Below are 18076 nucleotides of genomic sequence, written 5' to 3'. Positions count from 1 at the left end.
CTTGTTTTCTCCTTGAGAAGGCTTACGCGCTTTCGCCGTAGACCGTCACGTTGATTTCGACGACCACGTCGGTGTGCAGCGCAACGCTCACGGTGCTGTCGCCGACGACCTTGATCGGGCCGTTGGGCATGCGAACTTGCGACTTCGCGACCTTGTAGCCGAGCTTGTTCAGCTCGTCGGCAACGTCGTGGTTCGTGACCGAGCCGAACAGGCGGCCATCGACGCCGGCCTTTTGCGTCAGCTTGACAGCCGTACCGGCGAGCTTCTCGCCCTGAGCTTGAGCTTCGGCCAGTTTGGCGGCGGCTGCCTTCTCGAGTTCAGCGCGCTTGGCTTCGAATTCGGCCTTGGCGGCGTCCGTCGCGCGGCGAGCGCGGCCCGAGGGGATCAGGTAGTTGCGTGCGTAACCGTCCTTGACCTTGACGATCTCGCCCAGCACGCCGAGGTTGACGACCTTGTCCAGAAGAATGACTTGCATGATGTCCGGCTCCTTAGACGCGGTGTTGGTCGCTGTACGGCACCAGTGCGAGGAAGCGCGCGCGCTTGATCGCGGTGTTCAGCTGACGTTGGTAGATGGCGCGCGTGCCGGTGAGGCGCGCGGGGATGATCTTGCCGTTTTCGCTGATGAAATCGCGCAGGGTATCGACGTCCTTGTAGTCGATCTCCTCAACACCGGCGACCGTGAAGCGGCAGAAGCGCTTGCGCTTGAACAGCAGCGACTGGGTGTTGCGCTTCGGACGCTTGTCCTTGTTGAATTTCTTGAACGTGGCCATTTGGGACCTCTTGTCGAAAATTAATCTTGCTGAAAATCCTGGATGTGCAGAACCGGATGCTTGCCGTTCCCCGGAGTGGCAAGGAAGCCCTGGAATCGCCAGAGACTTCCCAGTGCCTGCCGTGCCAGCCGCTCTGCGACTGCACCGAACGCCACGGCTTTGACAGCCGCCTTCACCGTTCTTGACTGGCCCGCCTCGACGATCGTCGACTCATGTTCGAGTCTGGCGTCGACTGCAGGCAGGCCGGCGGGCGTGAAACGCAGGGCTCCGATTTCGGCGACGCAGGCAGTCAGTACGAGCTGATTGACTGCGACGGTACTCACACCATCAGTTGTTGTTGGCGGCGTATTCGGCCTGCTGGGCCTTGCGAGCCTCTTCACGCTCGACCGTCTTCATCATCGACGAAGGACCGGTCTCGGCCTTCTTCTTGACCACGGTCAGGTGACGCAGAACGGCGTCGTTGAACTTGAACGCGTGCTCGAGTTCGGCCATCACGGTTTGCTCAGCTTCGATGTTCACGCACAGGTAGTGCGCCTTGTTGAGCTTGTTGATCTGGTAGGCCAGTTGACGACGGCCCCAGTCTTCGACGCGATGGATCTTGCCGCCGCCGGCGGTGATCATGCCCTTGTAGCGCTCCAGCATGGCCGGAACTTGCTCGCTCTGATCCGGATGGATCAGCAAAATGATTTCGTAGTGACGCATGGCACTCCTTGTGGATCTTCCGTAGAAGGGATAAAGCCACCCGCAGCGTCAGGCGCAGTGTGGCAAGGCAAAGCCGGAAATTATAGCAGGCTCAGTCGCCCGTCAGGGCGCGCTCGAGCGCGGCGGCTTTGTCAGGCCCTACGGCGGACTGGATCTTGGGGAAGAGCTCATGGAGCTGTTCGAAGGTCGACGTACCCTCGACGGCCAGATTGAGCCTGAAGCCGCGCAGGCCGAGGCTTGCCGTGAGCTGCGTCGCGATGGGATAGGCGTCCTTATAGCGCTGCTGCGAGGAACGTCCGGATGGCGCCTCTGCTGCGCGCGGCGCCGCCGGATGAGAAACGGGTGGGTCGACCTGCGCCGGACTGGCTGCCGGCGCCCCTGAAACGGCCTGCTCCAGCAATCCGAGCGCAACGAGTTGGTCGATGTCCTCCGGCACGATGCCCATGCCCGACTCGATCACCTCGTTCACCGAGCGGCGGCCGTCAAAAAGAATGAAAGCAGACCGCTGGCGCGGCGTGAGCCGCACCGACCGGTCCTTGAGCACACGGTGCCCGGTTTCTGTCTTGACAAGAATCATGCTTTCCTCGACGCCGGACGGGCAGCACCTGAGCCAGGCAGACTTCCTGCATGGCCCGGTACGTTTGCGCCCCTTTGAGGTCAGCAGTTTGACACCAAAGATGCATCTGGTTGCAAATACATCAAACTGACGCGGGGATTACAGCGTTTCGTGTGACAGAAGTCGTTGCGCGGCGATGACAGTCACCGCCGCACACCGTCGCAGGCCGGATCAGCGCGCAGCGAGCTGGGTCCAGGTGTCGATCACGCTGTCGGGGTTGAGCGAGATCGACTCGATCCCCTGCTCCGCCAGCCAGACCGCGAAGTCGGGGTGGTCGCTGGGACCCTGTCCGCAGATGCCGACGTACTTGCCCTGCGCCTTGCAGGCGCTGATGACGCGGCTAAGCAATGCCTTGACGGCCGGGTCGCGCTCGTCGAAGTCCGCCGCGAGCAGTTCCAACCCCGAGTCGCGGTCCAGTCCGAGCGTGAGCTGGGTCAGGTCGTTAGAGCCGATCGAGAAGCCGTCGAAGTGCTTCAGGAACTCGTCCGGCAGCACCGCATTGCTCGGCACCTCGCACATCATGATCAGCTTGAGGTCGTTCTCGCCACGCTTCAGGCCATGCTCTCCCAGCAGGCCCGTCACGCGCTCCGCCTGACCGAGCGTGCGCACGAACGGCACCATGATCTGGACGTTCGTCAGGCCCATTTCACCGCGCACGCGCTTGAGCGCTTCGCACTCCATGGCGAATGCCTCGCCGAAATCGGCGCTGAGGTAGCGCGCCGCACCGCGGAAGCCGAGCATCGGGTTTTCTTCCTCTGGCTCGTAGCGGCTGCCACCGATCAGCTTGCGGTACTCGTTGGACTTGAAGTCGGAAAGGCGCACGATCACCGGCTTGGGCCAGAACGCTGCGGCGATCGTCGCGATGCCTTCTGCCACCTTGTCGACGTAGAACGCACGCGGCGAAGCATGGCCTCGGGCCACCGATTCGACTGCCTTCTTGAGATCGGCATCGACATTCGGGTAGTCGAGGATCGCCTTGGGGTGCACCCCGATGTTGTTGTTGATGATGAACTCGAGGCGTGCCAGCCCGACGCCCTGATTCGGCAGCTGGGCAAAGTCGAAAGCCAGCTGCGGATTGCCGACGTTCATCATGATCTTCACGTCGATCTGGGGCATTTCGCCGCGCTGCACTTCGGTCACCTCGGTTTCGAGCAGCCCGTCGTAGATGAAGCCGGTGTCGCCCTCGGCACAGCTGACGGTCACGAGCGTGCCGTCCTTCAGCAGGTCGGTCGCGTCGCCGCATCCCACCACGGCGGGGATACCCAGTTCGCGCGCAATGATCGCCGCGTGGCAGGTGCGCCCGCCGCGATTGGTGACGATGGCCGAAGCACGCTTCATCACTGGCTCCCAGTTCGGGTCGGTCATGTCCGTCACGAGCACGTCGCCGGGCTGCACCTTGTCCATCTCGTTGATGCTGTGGACGAGACGCACCGGGCCGGTTCCGATCTTCTGTCCGATCGCGCGCCCCTCGGCGAGCACAGCGCCTTTGCCGAGCAACTTGTAACGCTGCTCCGCCTTGCCGGCCTGCTGGCTCTTCACGGTTTCCGGACGGGCCTGGAGGATGTAGAGCTGGCCGTCGGTGCCATCCTTGCCCCACTCGATGTCCATCGGACGGCCGTAGTGTTCCTCGATCACCAGCGCGTACCTGGCAAGCTGCTCGACGTCGGCGTCGGTCAGCGAGTAGCGGTTGCGCTGCTCCGTCGGCACATCGGTGGTCTTGACGAGCTTGCCGCTGGCGGCCTTCTCCGCGGCCGTGGCGAATTCCATCTGGATCAGCTTCGAGCCAAGGTTGCGGCGGATCACCGCGCGCTTGCCGGCGCGCAGGGTCGGCTTGTGCACGTAGAACTCGTCGGGATTGACGGCGCCCTGCACCACTGTTTCGCCGAGGCCGTAGCTCGAGGTGATGAACACGACGTCCTGGAAACCCGATTCGGTATCGATGGTGAACATGACCCCGGCAGCCCCGAGATCGCTGCGGACCATGCGCTGGACGCCGGCCGACAGCGCCACGACATCGTGCGCAAATCCCTTGTGTACCCGGTAGCTGATCGCGCGATCGTTGTAGAGGGAGGCAAAGACCTCCTTCATCTTGTGAAGGACGTCTTCGATGCCGACCACGTTCAGGAAGGTTTCCTGCTGGCCGGCAAAGGAGGCATCCGGCAGGTCTTCCGCGGTGGCCGACGAGCGGACCGCAAAGCTGGCCTGCGGATTGCCGGCGGAGAGGGTCGCGAATGCGGATTCGATCGCCTCCTGCAGATCGGCCGGGAAAGGTTGCGCTTCGACCATCGCGCGGATCTCGGCACCGGCGGCGGCCAGCGCGCGGACGTCCTCGGTGTCGAGCTTCGCCAGCCGCGCGTTGATCTTGTCGGCCAGGCCGTCATGCGCGAGGAACTGACGGAACGCATGGGCGGTGGTGGCGAATCCCGTCGGGACCCGCACGCCCTGCGGCAACTGGGAAATCATCTCGCCGAGGCTGGCGTTCTTGCCACCGACCGACTCGACGTCGGTCATCCTCAGGTTTTCGAACGGTACGACCAGGGCGGTCGCTTCGAAGAGTGCAGACATGGGAAAGCTCCAGAAGTTGAAACTGATGCTGCATGCAGGCGGCGCAACGCGATCATTTTTGTTGCTCTGGGCGCTGGGACGGATGCATGGGAGGGATTGGGTCGGGGAACGATCGGTGGCATTCCCGATAATGGGCCGAATTGTAGGCGCGCCGCGATCCGGCGCGCGGTTCCGGACAAGGCCTTCAGATCATGCATACGCGCACCGTTTTTTTCGTGTCCGACGGGACTGGCATCACCGCCGAGACATTTGGCAACGCCGTCCTCGCCCAGTTCGAGATGAAGCCGCGTCACGTGAGGCTGCCGTTCACCGACACGGTGGACAAGGCGCACCAGGCGGTCCGGCGGATCAACCACACCGCGGAGCTGGAAGGTGTTCGCCCGATCGTTTTCACGACGCTGGCCAACATGGAAGTGCTCGAGGTGATCGAAACCGAATGCAAGGGGATGCTGCTCGACATGTTCGGGACTTTCGTCCGGCCGCTGGAGATCGAGCTGGCGATGAAATCCAACCACCGGATCGGCCGCTTCAGCGACGTGAGCAAGAGCAAGGAATACAACGAACGCATCCAGGCGATCGATTTCAGCCTGGCCCACGATGACGGGCAGAGCAACCGCGACCTCGAGAGCGCCGACGTCATCCTGGTCGGCGTCAGCCGTAGCGGGAAGACGCCGACGTCGCTCTACCTGGCCATGCAGCACGGGCTCAAGGCTGCCAATTACCCGCTGATCCCGGAAGACTTCGATCGCAGGCAACTGCCCCCTGCCTTGCTGCCGCACCGCAAGAAGATCTTCGGCCTGACGATCCAGCCGGAGCGGCTGGCCGAAATCCGCAACGAGCGGCGGCCGAATTCCCGCTACGCCAGCATCGAGAACTGCCGGCATGAAGTCAGCGAGGCCGAGGCCATGATGCGACGCGCGGGCATCCGCTGGCTGTCGACGACCACCAAGTCGATCGAAGAGATCGCAACGACGATCCTGCAGGAATTGCGGCCGGAGCGCCTGTCGTACTAGCTCGCCCCCAGCCTCGCCCACTTCGTGTGGTTCGGGCACCCCCTGCCGGGGGCAACACCAGCGGCCCGGCGGAGCCGGTTCCGCGGTGTTCCCCGAAAGGGCCTGGCTGCGCCGGCCCTGAAAGTCAGGCTGGTACGGTTTCTTCGGCAGGGGCGGACGTGCGGATCAGGTGATCGAAGGCGCTCAGGGCCGCCTTTGCACCTTCGCCGGCCGCGATGATGATCTGCTTGAAAGGCACGGTCGTCGCATCGCCCGCGGCAAACACGCCGGGCACCGAGGTCTGGCCGCGCGCGTCGACGATGATTTCGCCGTGCTTCGACAGTTCGACCGATCCCTTGAGCCAGTCGGTGTTCGGAACAAGCCCGATCTGGATGAACACGCCTTCCAGATCCACCCGACGGCTTTCGCCGGTCGCGCGGTCCTTGTAGGTCAGTCCATTGACCTTCTGCTGGTCGCCATTGATTTCCGTCGTCTGCGCGTTGGTGATGACCGTGACGTTCGCGAGGCTGTGCAGCTTGCGCTGCAGCACCGCGTCGGCACGCAGTTGCGTGTCGAACTCGATCAGCGTGACGTGACCCACGATGCCCGCGAGGTCGATCGCCGCTTCGACGCCCGAGTTTCCGCCGCCGATCACCGCAACGCGCTTGCCCTTGAACAGCGGACCGTCACAGTGCGGGCAGTAGGCCACCCCCTTGTTCTTGTATTCGTGCTCGCCCGGCACGTTGATGTTGCGCCAGCGCGCGCCGGTCGAGATCACGACCGAACGGCTCTTCAGCGATGCGCCGCTCTCGAGCTTGACCTCGATCAGGTCGCCGGAGCGCACCAGGGCCGAAGCACGTTGCAGGTTCATGATGTCCACGTCGTAGTCACGCACGTGCTCTTCCAGCGCGAGCGCGAACTTGGGGCCTTCGGTTTCCTTGATCGAAATGAAGTTCTCGATGCCCATGGTGTCGAGTACCTGGCCGCCGAAGCGCTCGGAGGCCACACCCGTGCGGATACCCTTGCGCGCCGCGTACACCGCGGCGGCCGCGCCGGCCGGACCGCCACCGACGATGAGGACATCGAAGGGGTCCTTCGCGGCGATCTTCTTCGCCTCGCGTTCCACGCCGCTCGAGTCGAGCTTCGCGAGGATTTCCTCCAGTGTCATGCGACCTTGGCCGAATTCGGTGCCGTTGAGAAACACCGTCGGCACCGCCATGATCTGGCGTTCCTTGACCTCGTCCTGGAACAGCGAGCCGTCGATCATCGTCGTCTTGATGCGCGGGTTCTGAACTGCCATCAGGTTGAGCGCCTGCACGACGTCCGGGCAGTTGTGGCAGGTCAGGGAGATATAGATTTCGAATTCGAAGTCGCCGTCGAGCGCGCGGATCTGTTCGAGCACGGCTTGCTCGACTTTCGGCGGATAGCCGCCGACCTGGAGCAGCGCCAGGATCAGCGAGGTGAATTCATGCCCCATCGGCAGCCCGGCAAAGCGGGGGCCGTTGTTCTGGCTGGGGCGATTGATCGAGAAGGACGGCTTGCGATGGTTGTCGTCGCGGCTTTCAACGACCTTGATGAGAGAAGACGATTCCGCCACGTCCTTCAACAGAGACTGAACATCGCTGGACGCCTTGCTGTCGTCGAGCGAGGCGACGATTTCGACCGGTTGAGTGATGCGATCGAGATAGCTTTTGAGTTGCGATTTGGTGCCTGCGTCGAGCATGTGGACTCACTTCTTAAATGCAAATGGGAACAAAAAGGCCCGGGAGCTTGCGCGCCCGGGCCACGGCGCGGAAAGGCGGCTTAGATCTTGCCGACCAGGTCGAACGAAGGCTTGAGCGTCTCGGCGCCTTCGGTCCACTTGGCGGGGCAGACTTCGCCCGGGTGAGCCGCAACGTACTGCGCGGCCTTCACGCGGCGGAGGAGTTCGGCAGCGTCGCGGCCGATGCCGTTGTCATGCACTTCGATCGTCTTGATCTTGCCGCTGGGATCGATCACGAAGGTGCCGCGGTATGCGAGGCCGGCGTCTTCGCCTTCTTCGATCAGGACCTGGAAGGCACGTGCCAGCTGCTGGCTCGGGTCGCCGATCAGCGGGTACTTGACCTTGCCGATGGTTTCCGAGGTGTCGTGCCACGCCTTGTGCGTGAAGTGGGTGTCGGTCGACACGCCGTAGATTTCGACGCCCAGCTTCTGGAACTCGGCATAGTTGTCGGCGAGGTCGCCGAGTTCGGTCGGGCACACGAAGGTGAAGTCAGCCGGATAGAACACGACAACAGACCACTTGCCCTTGAAGCTCTCTTCGGAGACGGGCACGAACTTGCCATTGTGATAGGCGGTGGCCTTGAACGGGACGACTTCAGTATTGATCAGGGACATTGATGAGTTCCTAGTTGGCTAATGAAAAAGGCGAGCCATCAGTATAACTACTAATACGCACTCACCGATAGCCACTTTCTATCAAATCTATTGGGTGCCCCTATGTCCGGGGAGCGGCCGGAGAACCCGAATGCGAACGCCTATCAGCCTCAAACGCATGCAGAGTGCCCCCGCATGGGATTGCTTGCGGCCCGTCTGAACGCGTTCACAATTCACCGTTTCAAGAACAAGGAAAAGACCATGAAGGGCGACCCACAAGTCATCGATCATCTACAGGCTCAACTCAAGAATGAGCTCACCGCGATCAACCAGTACTTCCTCCACTACCGGATGCTGAAGCACTGGGGCTTCGACAAGCTGGCCAAGAAGGAATACGAAGAATCCATCGGCGAAATGAAGCATGCGGACAAGCTGATGGACCGCATCTTCATGCTCGACGGGCTTCCGAATCTTCAGGATCTCGCCAAGCTGAACGTCGGCGAAGACGTACCCGAGATTCTCGAATGCGATCTCAAGTCGGAAATGGGCGCGCAAGCCACGATCAAGGCCGGCATCGCGCACTGCGAGGCAGTACGTGACTACGTGTCGCGCGACATCCTCCAGGAAATACTGGACGACACCGAGGAACACATCGACTTCCTCGAAACGCAGATCGACCTGCTCGGCAAGGTCGGGCTGCAGAACTATCTGCAATCGCAGATGGGTGAGATCGAGTAAGTCTCTTCGTCACCTCACGCGTCCCGGTCCTTGGCGGCCGGGCGCGGGCCGGTTCAAGCGCGGCGAGCCGGAATTCCTTCCCTCGATCCCCTTTCGCGACAGGCACTGAGCCCCACCGAGACGACTGCCCTGCGAGACTGATAGTTATTGCAAATGCGAAGAATTCGTATTTATAATCGAGTCCTCTTCAGCACAGCCAGCCACTCGCTTACAGGCCATGATCGTTTGCGTATGCCGCCGAGTCTCCGACCGTGAAATCGCACGCCACGTGCGAGCCGGCATGACGTTCGACGAAGTTCAGTTTGAACTCGGAGTTGCCACCCAATGCGGCCAATGCGAAGGTTGCGCACGTGAAGTGGTCGCTCAATGCAGCGCCTCGCATCCGATCGCAGCCCTCCATCGCGACACCGGCCCGACAGCGATCCAGCTTGCCAATTCCATCAAGGAAAGCAAAGCATGGAACTCTTCGCGGCCCTCGGCGGCAGTCTGATCCTTGTCGCCAGCTCGGTCTGGTGGATCTTTCGCAAATAACTCGTAGCGGTTTTGCTGCGACGGGCACCTCCAACGGTGCTCGCACTCCAATGGCTCATCGTGTCTGACCGCTTTTCAGCCCCCCCTTCCGCCCTCGGGCTCTCGCGAAACGTCGTCATTGCGGGCAGCGTGGTGCTGTTCCACGTCGCCGCCCTCTGGGCATTGCAGAGCGGGCTCCTGCGCCGCGCGGCTGAAGTCGTGATTCCCGTCGAGATCCTCAGCGAATTCGTCGAGCCTCCCAAGCCCAAGGAACCGCCACCGCCGCCGCCTCCCCCGCCAGAGCCCAAGCGGCAGGTCACCAAGACGCCTCCGCCGCCTCGGCCCCAGGCGATTCGTGAGCCGAAGCCAGCGCCCAACGCGCCGACTGGCAGCCTCGAACCACCTCCGCCACAGGCCCCCATCGCGGCACCCGCGCCGCCGGAGCCACCAGCCCCTCCACCCGCGCCGCCGGCACCGCCTTCGGTTCAATTGCCGTCGAGCAATGCCGATTACCTGCAGAACCCGAAACCGGTGTATCCGGCCATGAGCAAGCGCCTCGGCGAACAGGGCAAGACGACCGTGCGCGTCCTGATCGGAGTGGACGGCCTGCCCAAGCAGGCCAGTATTTTCCGGTCAAGTGGCTATGAGCGGCTGGACGAGGCGGCGCGCCAAGCCGTCATGAGCTGGCGCTACGTGCCGGGCAAACGCAATGGCGTCGTCGAACAAATGGAATTTAACGTCCCGATCAACTGGGTTCTCAACTGATTTTTCTGGAGTAGCTTCGTATGGATTCCCAATTTGGCCTGATGAACGTTTGGCATCAGGGTGACTTCGTTACCAAGGCCGTGGCTGTGCTGTTGATCGGCATGTCGCTCGCATCCTGGATCGTCATCCTGATCAAGGCGCTGGACGTCATCCGGTACAAGCGACTTGCCAAGCACTCGCAGGATTTCTGGCACAGCGAAGACTTCGCGACCGCACTGAACAAACTGGGCAAGGACGACGGCAATCCTTTCCGCGCGCTGGCGCTCGAAGGCCGCGAAGCCGCGGCGCACCATCGCAACACCAAGGCGCATCTGCATGACGCGCTCGACGTGAGCGACTGGATCACGCGCGCACTTCGCAACGGGATCGACGAATTCACCGCTCGCCTGCAGACCGGTCTGGCCGTGCTGGCATCGGTGGGTTCGACAGCGCCGTTCATCGGCCTGTTCGGCACGGTGTGGGGCATCTATCACGCGCTCATGAGCATTGGCTCCGCCGGCCAGGCCACGATCGACAAGGTCGCCGGTCCCATCGGGGAGGCGCTGATCATGACGGCGCTGGGCTTGGCGGTCGCGATTCCCGCCGTGCTCGGATACAACGCCCTCGTCCGCGGCAACAAGTTCGTGCTGACCAAGCTCAACAGCTTCGCCCACGACCTGCATGCCTACTTCGTGACCGGTGCGCGCGTTCAAAGCGGTGGCGAAGCCACGGTCGTCGCGCTCAAGAAAGGCTGATCATCATGGCCTTCGGAACACAGGACGAACCGGATGAAGTGATGAACGAGATCAACATGACGCCGCTGGTCGACGTCATGCTGGTCCTGCTGATCATCTTCATCATTACCGTGCCGGTCATGAAGCACGCGGTGAACATCGATCTGCCGCGCGCGAGCAGCGAACCGGAGCAGACCAAGCCGCAGAACATTCTGTTCACGGTGGCTGCCGATGGCAGCTATTACTGGAATGAGCAGAAGATCGACGATGCCGAAATGAAGTCGCGCATGGCCGCAGAAGGCGCGAAGGATCCTCAGCCCGAACTGCACATTCGCGGCGACAAGGCGGTGCGCTACGAACGTGTCGCCCAGGCCATGTCGGCGGCTCGGGAAGCCGGCGTGCGCAAGATCGGCTTCGTGACCGAGCCGGAGTCGAAGTGAAGAGACGCCGAGAGAACGCGCTCAGCGAAAAAATCTATCGCCGCGATTGACTTTTTATTGCGAATCATTATCATTTGCAAATCGCTTCGATAAACGGGATTTTCAAGATGCAAGCCACGCCGAATGCCTTTTCCGTCCTGAACCATCCTTCGCTGGACCAGTCCGGCGGCGGTCGCGCTTCCGGTGAGTCGGCAGCGCGCCCTGCGCCCCTCGTCGAAAGCACTGAGCTTCTCAAGGGCAACAAGACCGTCGGCATCATGCACAACGGCTCGCTCTATCGACTGCAAGCCACCAAGTTCGGCAAGCTGATCCTGACCAAATAGCGTCAGCTCGCCCCTCGCGCAAGTTTCATCGTGGGGCGACTCGAGGAGACCATCTCCGAGGGTCGTTTTTTGCTAGCCAACGGTTCGCCGACTAGCCAAGCACTTTTTTCCACCATGACGCAGCAATGAAAAACGCCGACCCAGGGTCGGCGTTCTTGCTTGAGGTGATCGAACGATCAAAGACCGAGTGCCGCGATCCCGGCTCGCGCGATCTGCGCGTCCTCATTGGATTTGACACCGCTCACGCCAACGGCACCGATGACGTGTCCATCCTTCACGATCGGCACGCCGCCTTCGAGCAGGCCCTGGACGCCGGGCGCGGTGAGGAAGGACGTCCGACCGCCGTTGATCATGTCCTCGTAGGTCTTGCTCTCACGGCGTCCCATCGCAGCGGTATGGGCCTTGGCCGGCGCGATGTGCGAGGAAAGCGCAGCGGCGCCGTCGAGCCGCTGCAGCCACAGCAAATTGCCGCCGTCGTCGGCGATCGCGATGGTCACGGCCCAGTTGTTCTTGACCGCTTCGGCTTCGGCCGCTGCGGCGATCGCCTTGACGTCGGCCAGTTCGAGGAAAGATTTGGTTTTCATGGGTCGTCCGAAAAAGTTGCGCAACCTGCAAGCATAGCGCTCGCACAGGGTCGAACCCCGGACGCGCTAAGTCCGTTTCAATTCAGGTATTTGTTTTTCCCGCCTCTTGTCGCGTCCTAGAATGCGCCCCAACTGCAACAGTGCTGCATATTCGTGGAGTTTCAGCAATGAACGACCCTGTCAACACACTCGCCACCTCCGTCGGCTACGGCCAGACACTGCCTCAGGCAGAGCGTCATCGCGTCCTGCGCAACACCTACTGGCTGCTCGCTTTGAGTCTGCTGCCGACGGTCCTCGGCGCATGGCTCGGGGTGGCCACCGGCATCACCCGCTCGCTCACCGGCGGCCTTGGCTTGATCGTGTTCCTCGTTGGCGCGTATGGATTCATCTTCGCGATCGAGAAGACCAAGAATTCCGGCGCCGGCGTACCCGTCCTCCTGGGCTTCACCTTCTTCATGGGCCTGATGCTCTCGCGCCTGATCGCGATGGTGCTGGGGTTCAAGAACGGCCCCGAGCTCGTCATGACCGCGTTCGGCGGCACGGCCGGCGTGTTCTTCGTGATGGCCTCGCTCGCAACGGTTGTCAAGCGCGACCTGTCGGGCATGTCCAAGTGGCTGTTCGTCGGCGCGATGGTGCTGATGATCGGCGCGATCATCAATGTCTTCATCGGCTCGACCGCCGGCATGCTCGCCATTTCGGTCGCTGCGATCGGCATCTTCTCCGCGTACATGCTGTCCGACCTCAAGCAGATCATCGACGGCGGCGAAACCAATTACATCAGCGCTACCCTGGCGCTCTATCTTGACCTGTTCAACGTCTTCCAGAGCCTCCTGGCCCTGCTGGGTATCCTGGGCGGCGAGCGCGACTGACGTCAAAGCAGCGACTCGCCTTGCGAAAAAAAGGGTCCTGACGGACCCTTTTTTCATGCCAGATCGAAGACCGCGATCGACTCGACGTGTGCGGTGTGGGGGAACATGTTGACGACACCCGCGAACGCGCATCGATAGCCCGCCTGATGGACGAGCAGGCCGGCGTCGCGGGCCAGTGTCGAGGGATTGCAGCTCACATAGACGATCCGCTTCGGCGGCACCCAGCCTGCCCTCAATTCCGGCTGCTGATGCAGGTCCGCCACCGCCTTCGCCAGTGCAAACGCGCCTTCGCGGGGCGGATCGACCAGCCACTTTTCGGCGGCGCCATCAGCGACGAGCATTTCGGGCGTCATCTCGAAGAGATTGCGCGCGACGAAGCTGGTCGCAGCCAGTGCGCGCCGGGCCGCCGTGGCGGGACGGTTCCGTTCGAAATTCTCTGTTGCGCGAGCCACCAGCGTGTCGCTGCCTTCAATGCCCAGCACCTCGCGCGCGCGACTTGCCAGCGGCAGCGTGAAATTACCCAGGCCGCAGAACCAGTCGATGACCCGCTCGTGCGGTTGAACGTCGAGCAACCGGAGCGCACGGCTGACGAGAACCCGATTGATGTGCGGATTGACCTGGGTGAAATCCGTCGGCTTGAACGGCATCCTGACGCCGAACTCGGGCAACTCGTAGGCCAGTGCCGGGCCACCTTCCTCGAGCAGCTTGACGGTGTCCGGCCCCTTGGCCTGCAGCCACCATTGCACGCCCTGGTGCTGCGCTGCGAATGCCTTCAGGCGATCGACGTCCGCGCCGGACAGGGGATCCAGGTGCCTCAGCACCAGCGCAATCACGCCCAGCCCAAGACCTTCCGACGCATCTCCGCAGGCAAGCTCGATCTGCGGACACGTATCACGCGCATCCAGTGAGCCGATCAGGTCGCGCAGCGGCATCAGCATGTCGCTGACCTGCCGCGGCAACACGGGGCACACCTTCATGTCCGCCAGATAGCGGCTCTTGCGCTCATGGAACCCGATGAGCACCGTGCCCTTCTTGATCACGTGCCGCACCGAAAGGCGCGCGCGATAGCGGTAGTGCCACGCGGGCCCCTCGAGCGGGCGCAGGATGTTTTCAGGCCGGACCTTGCCCAAGTGCCAGAGGTTGTCTTCCAGCGCACGCTGCTTCACGGCGACTTGCGCGGCGGCATCGAGGTGCTGCATCTTGCAGCCACCGCAGGCGCCGGCATGCAGTCCGAAGTGCGGGCAGCCGGGCCGCACGCGCTGGGAGGACTCACGGCCGATCTTCGTGACCGTGCCCTGCTCCCAATTGTTTTTCTTGCGATGCACATTGAGCTGCACCTGCTCGAAGGGCAATGCACCTTCGATGAACACAACCATGCCGTTGGCCTTGTGCGCCACGCCTTGCGCATCGAGGTCGAGCGATTCAACCTGCAGCCATTCATCGTTGGAGCGCTGCTGCTCCTCGTTCTTCACTTTCGAATCCGTCATGCCCCGATTGTCTCAGGCAGCGGCTTTGCCCCCCGAGCTCAAAGAAGCGCGTCGCGCTGTACGCCAGCACGTGCCAGTTGACGCCGCATCTTGGCGAGCGCTTCGTTCTGAATCTGCCTTACACGCTCCCGCGTCAGACCGAGACGAACACTCAACACCTCGAGCGTTTCGGGATCGCGGTCATGCAAGCCGTAGCGGCCTTCGAGAACTTCACGCTCGCGCTCGGTGAGGACGCGGATCCATTGATCGAGAAGCCGCTCGACTTCATGCGTTTGAGTGACGCCGGTGGGATCACCCCCCTCATCGTCCGACGCCACAGTGTCGGCAAGGGTGAAGCTGTCTTCACCACGATCACTGCCTGCATCCAGCGACCGGGGTGCTTCGGCGAGCGCGAGGAGATCGGCCACCTCCTGGATCCCGCGGCCAAGCAGCGCGGCGACATCCTCGACGCGAATGCCATCAGGCCGAAGGGCAAGGAACTCGGGGTCGCCCTCCAGCGTTCGGCGTGCGCGCATCACCTGTTGCAGCTCGCGCACCACATGAACCGGCAGGCGAATCGCACGCGCCTGCATCATCGCGGCGCGCTCGATCGATTGCCGGATCCACCAGGTCGCATAGGTCGAAAAGCGGAACCCCCGCTCGGGCTCGAACTTGTTGATCGCATGCATCAGCCCGAGATTGCCTTCCTCGATCAGATCCGCCATCGGCACGCCGCGACCGAGATAGCCTTTGGCAATGTTCACCACGAGACGAAGGTTGTGCTCGATCATCGATTGGCGGGCGGCGAAATCCCCCTCCCGCGCGGCGCACGCCGTTCGATACTCTTCCTCGGGGGTGAACAGCTCGGTCCGGCGAATCTCGCGCAGATAGAGCGTCAACGAATCGCCGCTCTCGCCCGACAGGTCGACAGCGGCGCCGCTGCGCAGCTTCTCGTCGCGACCTTCGCCCGGGATGCCATCGATCGGATCGTGGGCGTTCGTGTTTCCGGATTCGCCAGCATGCACCGATGTCCCGCCGTTGCCCGCCGCTCGCCGCACGACCGGAGTGCGATAAGGGCGGGCGCTGGCCATGGCACGTCAGCGTGGCGGCAGGTACCGCGCCGGATCGACCGGCTTGCCCTGTCGGCGGATTTCGAAGTGCAGCTTGACGCGATCAGCGTCGCTGTTGCCCATCTCGGCAATCTTCTGTCCCTTTTGCACGGACTGGTCTTCCTTGACGAGCAGCGTTCGGTTGTGCGCGTAAGCGGTCAGATAGGTGTTGTTGTGCTTCAGGATGATGAGATTGCCGTAGCCCCTCAAACCCGCACCCGCATAGACCACGCGGCCGTCAGCAGCCGCGAGAACCGAATCACCGGCCTTGCCGCTGATGTCGAGACCCTTGTTCTTGGCCTCGTCGAAGCCTGCGATCAAGGTGCCTTGCGCGGGCCAGATCCAACCCACGTCTTCGTCACCCGATGCCGCCGCTGCGGGTGGCGTGGGCGATGCGGTCACCGGCATGGGTGGCTTGGCGGCGCCGTTGGTTGTTGCATTGGCCGACGACGCGGCCGCTGCAGCCGTGGCGGGCGCGACGATCGGTTGCGTCGCTGCTCGATTGCCCGATGCATCTGTGGTCGACGCGACTGGCGGCGCCGATGTCGTCGCCGCGGCCGCACCTACAGGCGGGATCACGCGCAAAACCTGCCCCACTTCGATGAGGTCAGGATTGTCGAGGTTGTTCCACTTCGCGATGTTCTGCCAGCTCTGACCCGTCTCCGCGCCGATACGGCGAATCGTGTCGCCGGGGCGCACCGCGTAGTAGCCGGGCTTGCCGTAGTTCTCGATGCCAGGCAGCGGCTTGCCCGACGGATCGGTGGTGATCGGCGGAACCCCGATCCCAGGCTGCGCGCTCGTCGCACCTGTAGCCGGCGCGCGCGTCATCGCACCGCGATCCTCGACAGGCACTGGTCCGCTCGGCGTCGAACATCCCACAATCACGAGCGCAACTGCCAGCGTCATGCCGGCAAGCCAGCCCCGATTGCCAATACCCTGCATGTGTTCTTCCTTCAAGCAATTCCCGATTTTAGGGGGACAAAGTGAACCGCCTCAAGAACGCGGCGCTCTGTCCCACGTGCGGTTTTGTCGATGACGACGAGGGCTTGTCCACCTGTCGATGACTGGGTCGGCGCGACGATGCGGCCACCCACGGCAAGCTGCGCAATCCATGCCTCTGGCACCGCTTCCCCGCCAGCCGCAGCGATGATGCCGGCATACGGTGCACCCTTGGCATAACCCACCATGCCATCCCCCAGCAAGAGGTGAACGGTCGCGAGACGAAACGGCCGCAGGTTCGCGCGCGCGCGTTCGTGAAGACCGCGCAGACGCTCGATGCTATAGACCTCGGTTGCCACATGACTCAGTACCGCGGCCTGGTAGCCGCAACCCGTGCCGATCTCGAGGACGCGGCCCAGTCGATCAGCCGGTTTGTTCGCCAGCGAGGGCGCACCGAGCAGCAACTCGATCATGCGCGCCACGACATTGGGCTTGGAGATGGTCTGGCCCAGTCCGATCGGCAGGCTGGTGTCTTCGTACGCCTGATTGACCAGCGCACTATCGACAAACATATGTCTCTCGACAGTACCCATTGCACGCAGCACACGCGCATCGGCGATGCCTTGCCGAGCAAGACGCTGCACCATGCGGGTGCGCACGGCTTCCGATGCCATCGACGGTGTCGCATGCACCGTGGGTCTCGGAGGCGGGGCGGGAGTCCGTCCGCGAACTGTCGCAGGCGCCCCGGTCGTCAGCCGCGCCGGAAATCCGGGACGTTGGCCTGCCATATCAGAGAGACTCGCCGAGCCGAGCCACCGTGTCTCGCCAGTGGCCGAGATGGGCGTGGTCGGTCAGGTCGATCTGCAGTGGGGTCAGTGCAACATGGCCCGCTGCGGTCGCATGGAAATCGGTGCCCTCGCCGCTGTCCTTGGCACCGCCGGCGCCGGCAATCCAGTACATGGTCTCGCCACGCGGGCTGTCCTGAGTGATCACCTTTTCGGCCGCATGACGACGGCCGAGACGGCACACCTTCACCGGCTTCAGTTCTTCGAACGGCCGATTGGGGATGTTGACGTTGAGCAGGAAGGCAGGGCCTCCGATCATCTTCTCGCGCTCGATCTGCTGGACAAGTCTTCTCGCAGCGCTCGCGGCTGCATCGATATGCGCCCAACCCTTTTCGATCTGGGAAAAGGCAATGGCCGGGATACCGAACAGATAGGCCTCCATCGCTGCGCCGACTGTTCCCGAGTAGATCGTGTCGTCGCCCATGTTGGCGCCGTTGTTGATGCCCGAGACCACAAGGTCGGGCTTGTAGTCGAGCAAGCCCTTCAAAGCGATGTGCACGCAGTCGGCGGGCGTTCCGGTCACGTACCTGAAGCCGTTGTGCGCAGCATGCACATACAGCGGCGCCGCCAGCGTCAGCGCGTTGGACTTCGCGCTGTTGTTGTGCTCGGGCGCGACCACCTCGACGTCGGCCACATCCTTCAACGCATCGTGCAGCGCCACGATGCCTGGGGCCTGATAACCGTCGTCGTTTGAAATAAGTATCTTCATGGCGTCTGGGAGTCCGCAAGATTGTAGGCGGCAGGTGCGTCACGACTGGGACAACGCCGTCATCGG

At 62.7% G+C, this 18076-nt stretch carries 22 protein-coding genes; 8 read left to right on the top strand and 14 right to left on the bottom strand.

Annotated features, from left to right (window positions below):
* Positions 1 to 22: 22 nt before the first annotated feature.
* The 6 genes from rplI to ppsA form a co-directional block, all read right to left on the bottom strand.
* The gene (gene rplI / locus BLW05_RS07810) at positions 23 to 475 is read right to left on the bottom strand and encodes a 50S ribosomal protein L9 (RefSeq protein ID WP_093161556.1); all 453 of its coding nucleotides are present in this window, start codon (positions 473 to 475) and stop codon (positions 23 to 25) included.
* Positions 476 to 488: 13 nt separating this feature from the next.
* Positions 489 to 770 carry a 30S ribosomal protein S18 gene (rpsR, locus tag BLW05_RS07805; RefSeq protein ID WP_019655919.1) on the bottom strand — a complete coding sequence of 94 codons (282 nt, stop codon included), beginning with the start codon at positions 768 to 770 and terminating at the stop codon, positions 489 to 491.
* A 20-nt stretch (positions 771 to 790) separates the two neighbouring features.
* Positions 791 to 1093 (bottom strand): primosomal replication protein N, encoded by a 303-nt coding sequence (gene priB, locus BLW05_RS07800; RefSeq protein WP_093161555.1) that lies wholly within the window; start codon positions 1091 to 1093, stop codon positions 791 to 793.
* A 4-nt stretch (positions 1094 to 1097) separates the two neighbouring features.
* A complete protein-coding gene (gene rpsF / locus BLW05_RS07795; RefSeq protein ID WP_093161553.1) occupies positions 1098 to 1472 on the bottom strand; it encodes a 30S ribosomal protein S6 in 375 nt (124 codons plus the stop codon).
* Between the two features lie 91 nt (positions 1473 to 1563).
* Complete coding sequence (locus BLW05_RS07790; protein WP_093161551.1) at positions 1564 to 2049, bottom strand: hypothetical protein; 486 nt, start codon at positions 2047 to 2049, stop codon at positions 1564 to 1566.
* A 210-nt stretch (positions 2050 to 2259) separates the two neighbouring features.
* Positions 2260 to 4653 (bottom strand): phosphoenolpyruvate synthase, encoded by a 2394-nt coding sequence (ppsA, locus tag BLW05_RS07785; RefSeq protein ID WP_093161550.1) that lies wholly within the window; start codon positions 4651 to 4653, stop codon positions 2260 to 2262.
* 191 nt (positions 4654 to 4844) lie between these two features.
* Here ppsA and BLW05_RS07780 point away from each other — a divergent pair, with 191 nt between their 5' ends.
* The gene (locus tag BLW05_RS07780) at positions 4845 to 5666 is read left to right on the top strand and encodes a posphoenolpyruvate synthetase regulatory kinase/phosphorylase PpsR (RefSeq protein ID WP_093161548.1); all 822 of its coding nucleotides are present in this window, start codon (positions 4845 to 4847) and stop codon (positions 5664 to 5666) included.
* 124 nt (positions 5667 to 5790) lie between these two features.
* Here BLW05_RS07780 and ahpF read toward each other — a convergent pair whose 3' ends face one another.
* On the bottom strand, positions 5791 to 7368 hold the full coding sequence (gene ahpF / locus BLW05_RS07775; protein WP_093161546.1) for an alkyl hydroperoxide reductase subunit F: 1578 nt from the start codon (positions 7366 to 7368) through the stop codon (positions 5791 to 5793).
* A gap of 80 nt (positions 7369 to 7448) precedes the next feature.
* Positions 7449 to 8021, bottom strand: a complete 573-nt coding sequence (ahpC, locus tag BLW05_RS07770; RefSeq protein ID WP_093161545.1) for an alkyl hydroperoxide reductase subunit C — start codon at positions 8019 to 8021, stop codon at positions 7449 to 7451.
* A gap of 240 nt (positions 8022 to 8261) precedes the next feature.
* Between ahpC and bfr the strand changes: the two genes are divergently transcribed.
* The 6 genes from bfr (at position 8262) to hemP (ending at position 11489) form a co-directional block, all read left to right on the top strand.
* Positions 8262 to 8738, top strand: coding sequence for a bacterioferritin (gene bfr, locus BLW05_RS07765; RefSeq protein ID WP_093162129.1), 477 nt, complete (start codon positions 8262 to 8264; stop codon positions 8736 to 8738).
* A 217-nt stretch (positions 8739 to 8955) separates the two neighbouring features.
* Positions 8956 to 9228 carry a (2Fe-2S)-binding protein gene (locus tag BLW05_RS07760; RefSeq protein ID WP_093161543.1) on the top strand — a complete coding sequence of 91 codons (273 nt, stop codon included), beginning with the start codon at positions 8956 to 8958 and terminating at the stop codon, positions 9226 to 9228.
* 77 nt (positions 9229 to 9305) lie between these two features.
* Positions 9306 to 10013 carry an energy transducer TonB gene (locus BLW05_RS07755; protein ID WP_256330101.1) on the top strand — a complete coding sequence of 236 codons (708 nt, stop codon included), beginning with the start codon at positions 9306 to 9308 and terminating at the stop codon, positions 10011 to 10013.
* Positions 10014 to 10033: 20 nt separating this feature from the next.
* Complete coding sequence (locus tag BLW05_RS07750) at positions 10034 to 10747, top strand: MotA/TolQ/ExbB proton channel family protein (protein WP_093161542.1); 714 nt, start codon at positions 10034 to 10036, stop codon at positions 10745 to 10747.
* Between the two features lie 5 nt (positions 10748 to 10752).
* Positions 10753 to 11166, top strand: coding sequence for an ExbD/TolR family protein (locus tag BLW05_RS07745; protein ID WP_093161540.1), 414 nt, complete (start codon positions 10753 to 10755; stop codon positions 11164 to 11166).
* A 107-nt stretch (positions 11167 to 11273) separates the two neighbouring features.
* The gene (hemP, locus tag BLW05_RS07740; protein ID WP_093161538.1) at positions 11274 to 11489 is read left to right on the top strand and encodes a hemin uptake protein HemP; all 216 of its coding nucleotides are present in this window, start codon (positions 11274 to 11276) and stop codon (positions 11487 to 11489) included.
* 176 nt (positions 11490 to 11665) lie between these two features.
* On the opposite strand, the gene BLW05_RS07735 is transcribed toward hemP, so the two are convergent.
* Complete coding sequence (locus BLW05_RS07735; protein WP_093161537.1) at positions 11666 to 12073, bottom strand: GlcG/HbpS family heme-binding protein; 408 nt, start codon at positions 12071 to 12073, stop codon at positions 11666 to 11668.
* A gap of 167 nt (positions 12074 to 12240) precedes the next feature.
* On the opposite strand from BLW05_RS07735, the gene BLW05_RS07730 reads away from it, so the two are divergent.
* Positions 12241 to 12942, top strand: a complete 702-nt coding sequence (locus BLW05_RS07730; RefSeq protein WP_093161535.1) for a Bax inhibitor-1/YccA family protein — start codon at positions 12241 to 12243, stop codon at positions 12940 to 12942.
* A gap of 53 nt (positions 12943 to 12995) precedes the next feature.
* On the opposite strand, the gene rlmD is transcribed toward BLW05_RS07730, so the two are convergent.
* The 5 genes from rlmD to surE are packed head-to-tail and all read right to left on the bottom strand — an operon-like array spanning position 12996 to position 18010.
* Positions 12996 to 14429 carry a 23S rRNA (uracil(1939)-C(5))-methyltransferase RlmD gene (gene rlmD, locus BLW05_RS07725; RefSeq protein WP_093161534.1) on the bottom strand — a complete coding sequence of 478 codons (1434 nt, stop codon included), beginning with the start codon at positions 14427 to 14429 and terminating at the stop codon, positions 12996 to 12998.
* 38 nt (positions 14430 to 14467) lie between these two features.
* Positions 14468 to 15499: a sigma-70 family RNA polymerase sigma factor gene (locus BLW05_RS07720; RefSeq protein WP_093161533.1), complete on the bottom strand. Its 1032-nt coding sequence runs from the start codon at positions 15497 to 15499 to the stop codon at positions 14468 to 14470.
* Positions 15500 to 15505: 6 nt separating this feature from the next.
* On the bottom strand, positions 15506 to 16459 hold the full coding sequence (locus BLW05_RS07715; RefSeq protein ID WP_093161528.1) for a peptidoglycan DD-metalloendopeptidase family protein: 954 nt from the start codon (positions 16457 to 16459) through the stop codon (positions 15506 to 15508).
* 11 nt (positions 16460 to 16470) lie between these two features.
* A complete protein-coding gene (locus BLW05_RS07710) occupies positions 16471 to 17244 on the bottom strand; it encodes a protein-L-isoaspartate(D-aspartate) O-methyltransferase (protein ID WP_093161526.1) in 774 nt (257 codons plus the stop codon).
* Between the two features lies 1 nt (position 17245).
* Positions 17246 to 18010 carry a 5'/3'-nucleotidase SurE gene (surE, locus tag BLW05_RS07705; protein WP_093161524.1) on the bottom strand — a complete coding sequence of 255 codons (765 nt, stop codon included), beginning with the start codon at positions 18008 to 18010 and terminating at the stop codon, positions 17246 to 17248.
* Positions 18011 to 18076: the final 66 nt, after the last annotated feature.

The sequence above is a fragment of the Variovorax sp. YR216 genome, assembly GCF_900107745.1.
Lineage (GTDB): Bacteria > Pseudomonadota > Gammaproteobacteria > Burkholderiales > Burkholderiaceae_C > Variovorax.
This window is presented reverse-complemented; position numbering and strand designations above follow the sequence as displayed.

Bases quoted from the DNA above. Each gene is read 5' to 3' on its own strand.
- rplI (WP_093161556.1), bottom strand. From the start codon at position 475: ATGCAAGTCATTCTTCTGGACAAGGTCGTCAACCTCGGCGTGCTGGGC.
- rpsR (WP_019655919.1), bottom strand. From the start codon at position 770: ATGGCCACGTTCAAGAAATTCAACAAGGACAAGCGTCCGAAGCGCAAC.
- rpsF (WP_093161553.1), bottom strand. From the start codon at position 1,472: ATGCGTCACTACGAAATCATTTTGCTGATCCATCCGGATCAGAGCGAG.
- BLW05_RS07790 (WP_093161551.1), bottom strand. From the start codon at position 2,049: ATGATTCTTGTCAAGACAGAAACCGGGCACCGTGTGCTCAAGGACCGG.
- ppsA (WP_093161550.1), bottom strand. From the start codon at position 4,653: ATGTCTGCACTCTTCGAAGCGACCGCCCTGGTCGTACCGTTCGAAAAC.
- BLW05_RS07780 (WP_093161548.1), top strand. From the start codon at position 4,845: ATGCATACGCGCACCGTTTTTTTCGTGTCCGACGGGACTGGCATCACC.
- ahpF (WP_093161546.1), bottom strand. From the start codon at position 7,368: ATGCTCGACGCAGGCACCAAATCGCAACTCAAAAGCTATCTCGATCGC.
- ahpC (WP_093161545.1), bottom strand. From the start codon at position 8,021: ATGTCCCTGATCAATACTGAAGTCGTCCCGTTCAAGGCCACCGCCTAT.
- bfr (WP_093162129.1), top strand. From the start codon at position 8,262: ATGAAGGGCGACCCACAAGTCATCGATCATCTACAGGCTCAACTCAAG.
- BLW05_RS07760 (WP_093161543.1), top strand. From the start codon at position 8,956: ATGATCGTTTGCGTATGCCGCCGAGTCTCCGACCGTGAAATCGCACGC.
- BLW05_RS07750 (WP_093161542.1), top strand. From the start codon at position 10,034: ATGGATTCCCAATTTGGCCTGATGAACGTTTGGCATCAGGGTGACTTC.
- BLW05_RS07745 (WP_093161540.1), top strand. From the start codon at position 10,753: ATGGCCTTCGGAACACAGGACGAACCGGATGAAGTGATGAACGAGATC.
- hemP (WP_093161538.1), top strand. From the start codon at position 11,274: ATGCAAGCCACGCCGAATGCCTTTTCCGTCCTGAACCATCCTTCGCTG.
- BLW05_RS07735 (WP_093161537.1), bottom strand. From the start codon at position 12,073: ATGAAAACCAAATCTTTCCTCGAACTGGCCGACGTCAAGGCGATCGCC.
- BLW05_RS07730 (WP_093161535.1), top strand. From the start codon at position 12,241: ATGAACGACCCTGTCAACACACTCGCCACCTCCGTCGGCTACGGCCAG.
- rlmD (WP_093161534.1), bottom strand. From the start codon at position 14,429: ATGACGGATTCGAAAGTGAAGAACGAGGAGCAGCAGCGCTCCAACGAT.
- BLW05_RS07720 (WP_093161533.1), bottom strand. From the start codon at position 15,499: ATGGCCAGCGCCCGCCCTTATCGCACTCCGGTCGTGCGGCGAGCGGCG.
- BLW05_RS07715 (WP_093161528.1), bottom strand. From the start codon at position 16,459: ATGCAGGGTATTGGCAATCGGGGCTGGCTTGCCGGCATGACGCTGGCA.
- BLW05_RS07710 (WP_093161526.1), bottom strand. From the start codon at position 17,244: ATGGCAGGCCAACGTCCCGGATTTCCGGCGCGGCTGACGACCGGGGCG.
- surE (WP_093161524.1), bottom strand. From the start codon at position 18,010: ATGAAGATACTTATTTCAAACGACGACGGTTATCAGGCCCCAGGCATC.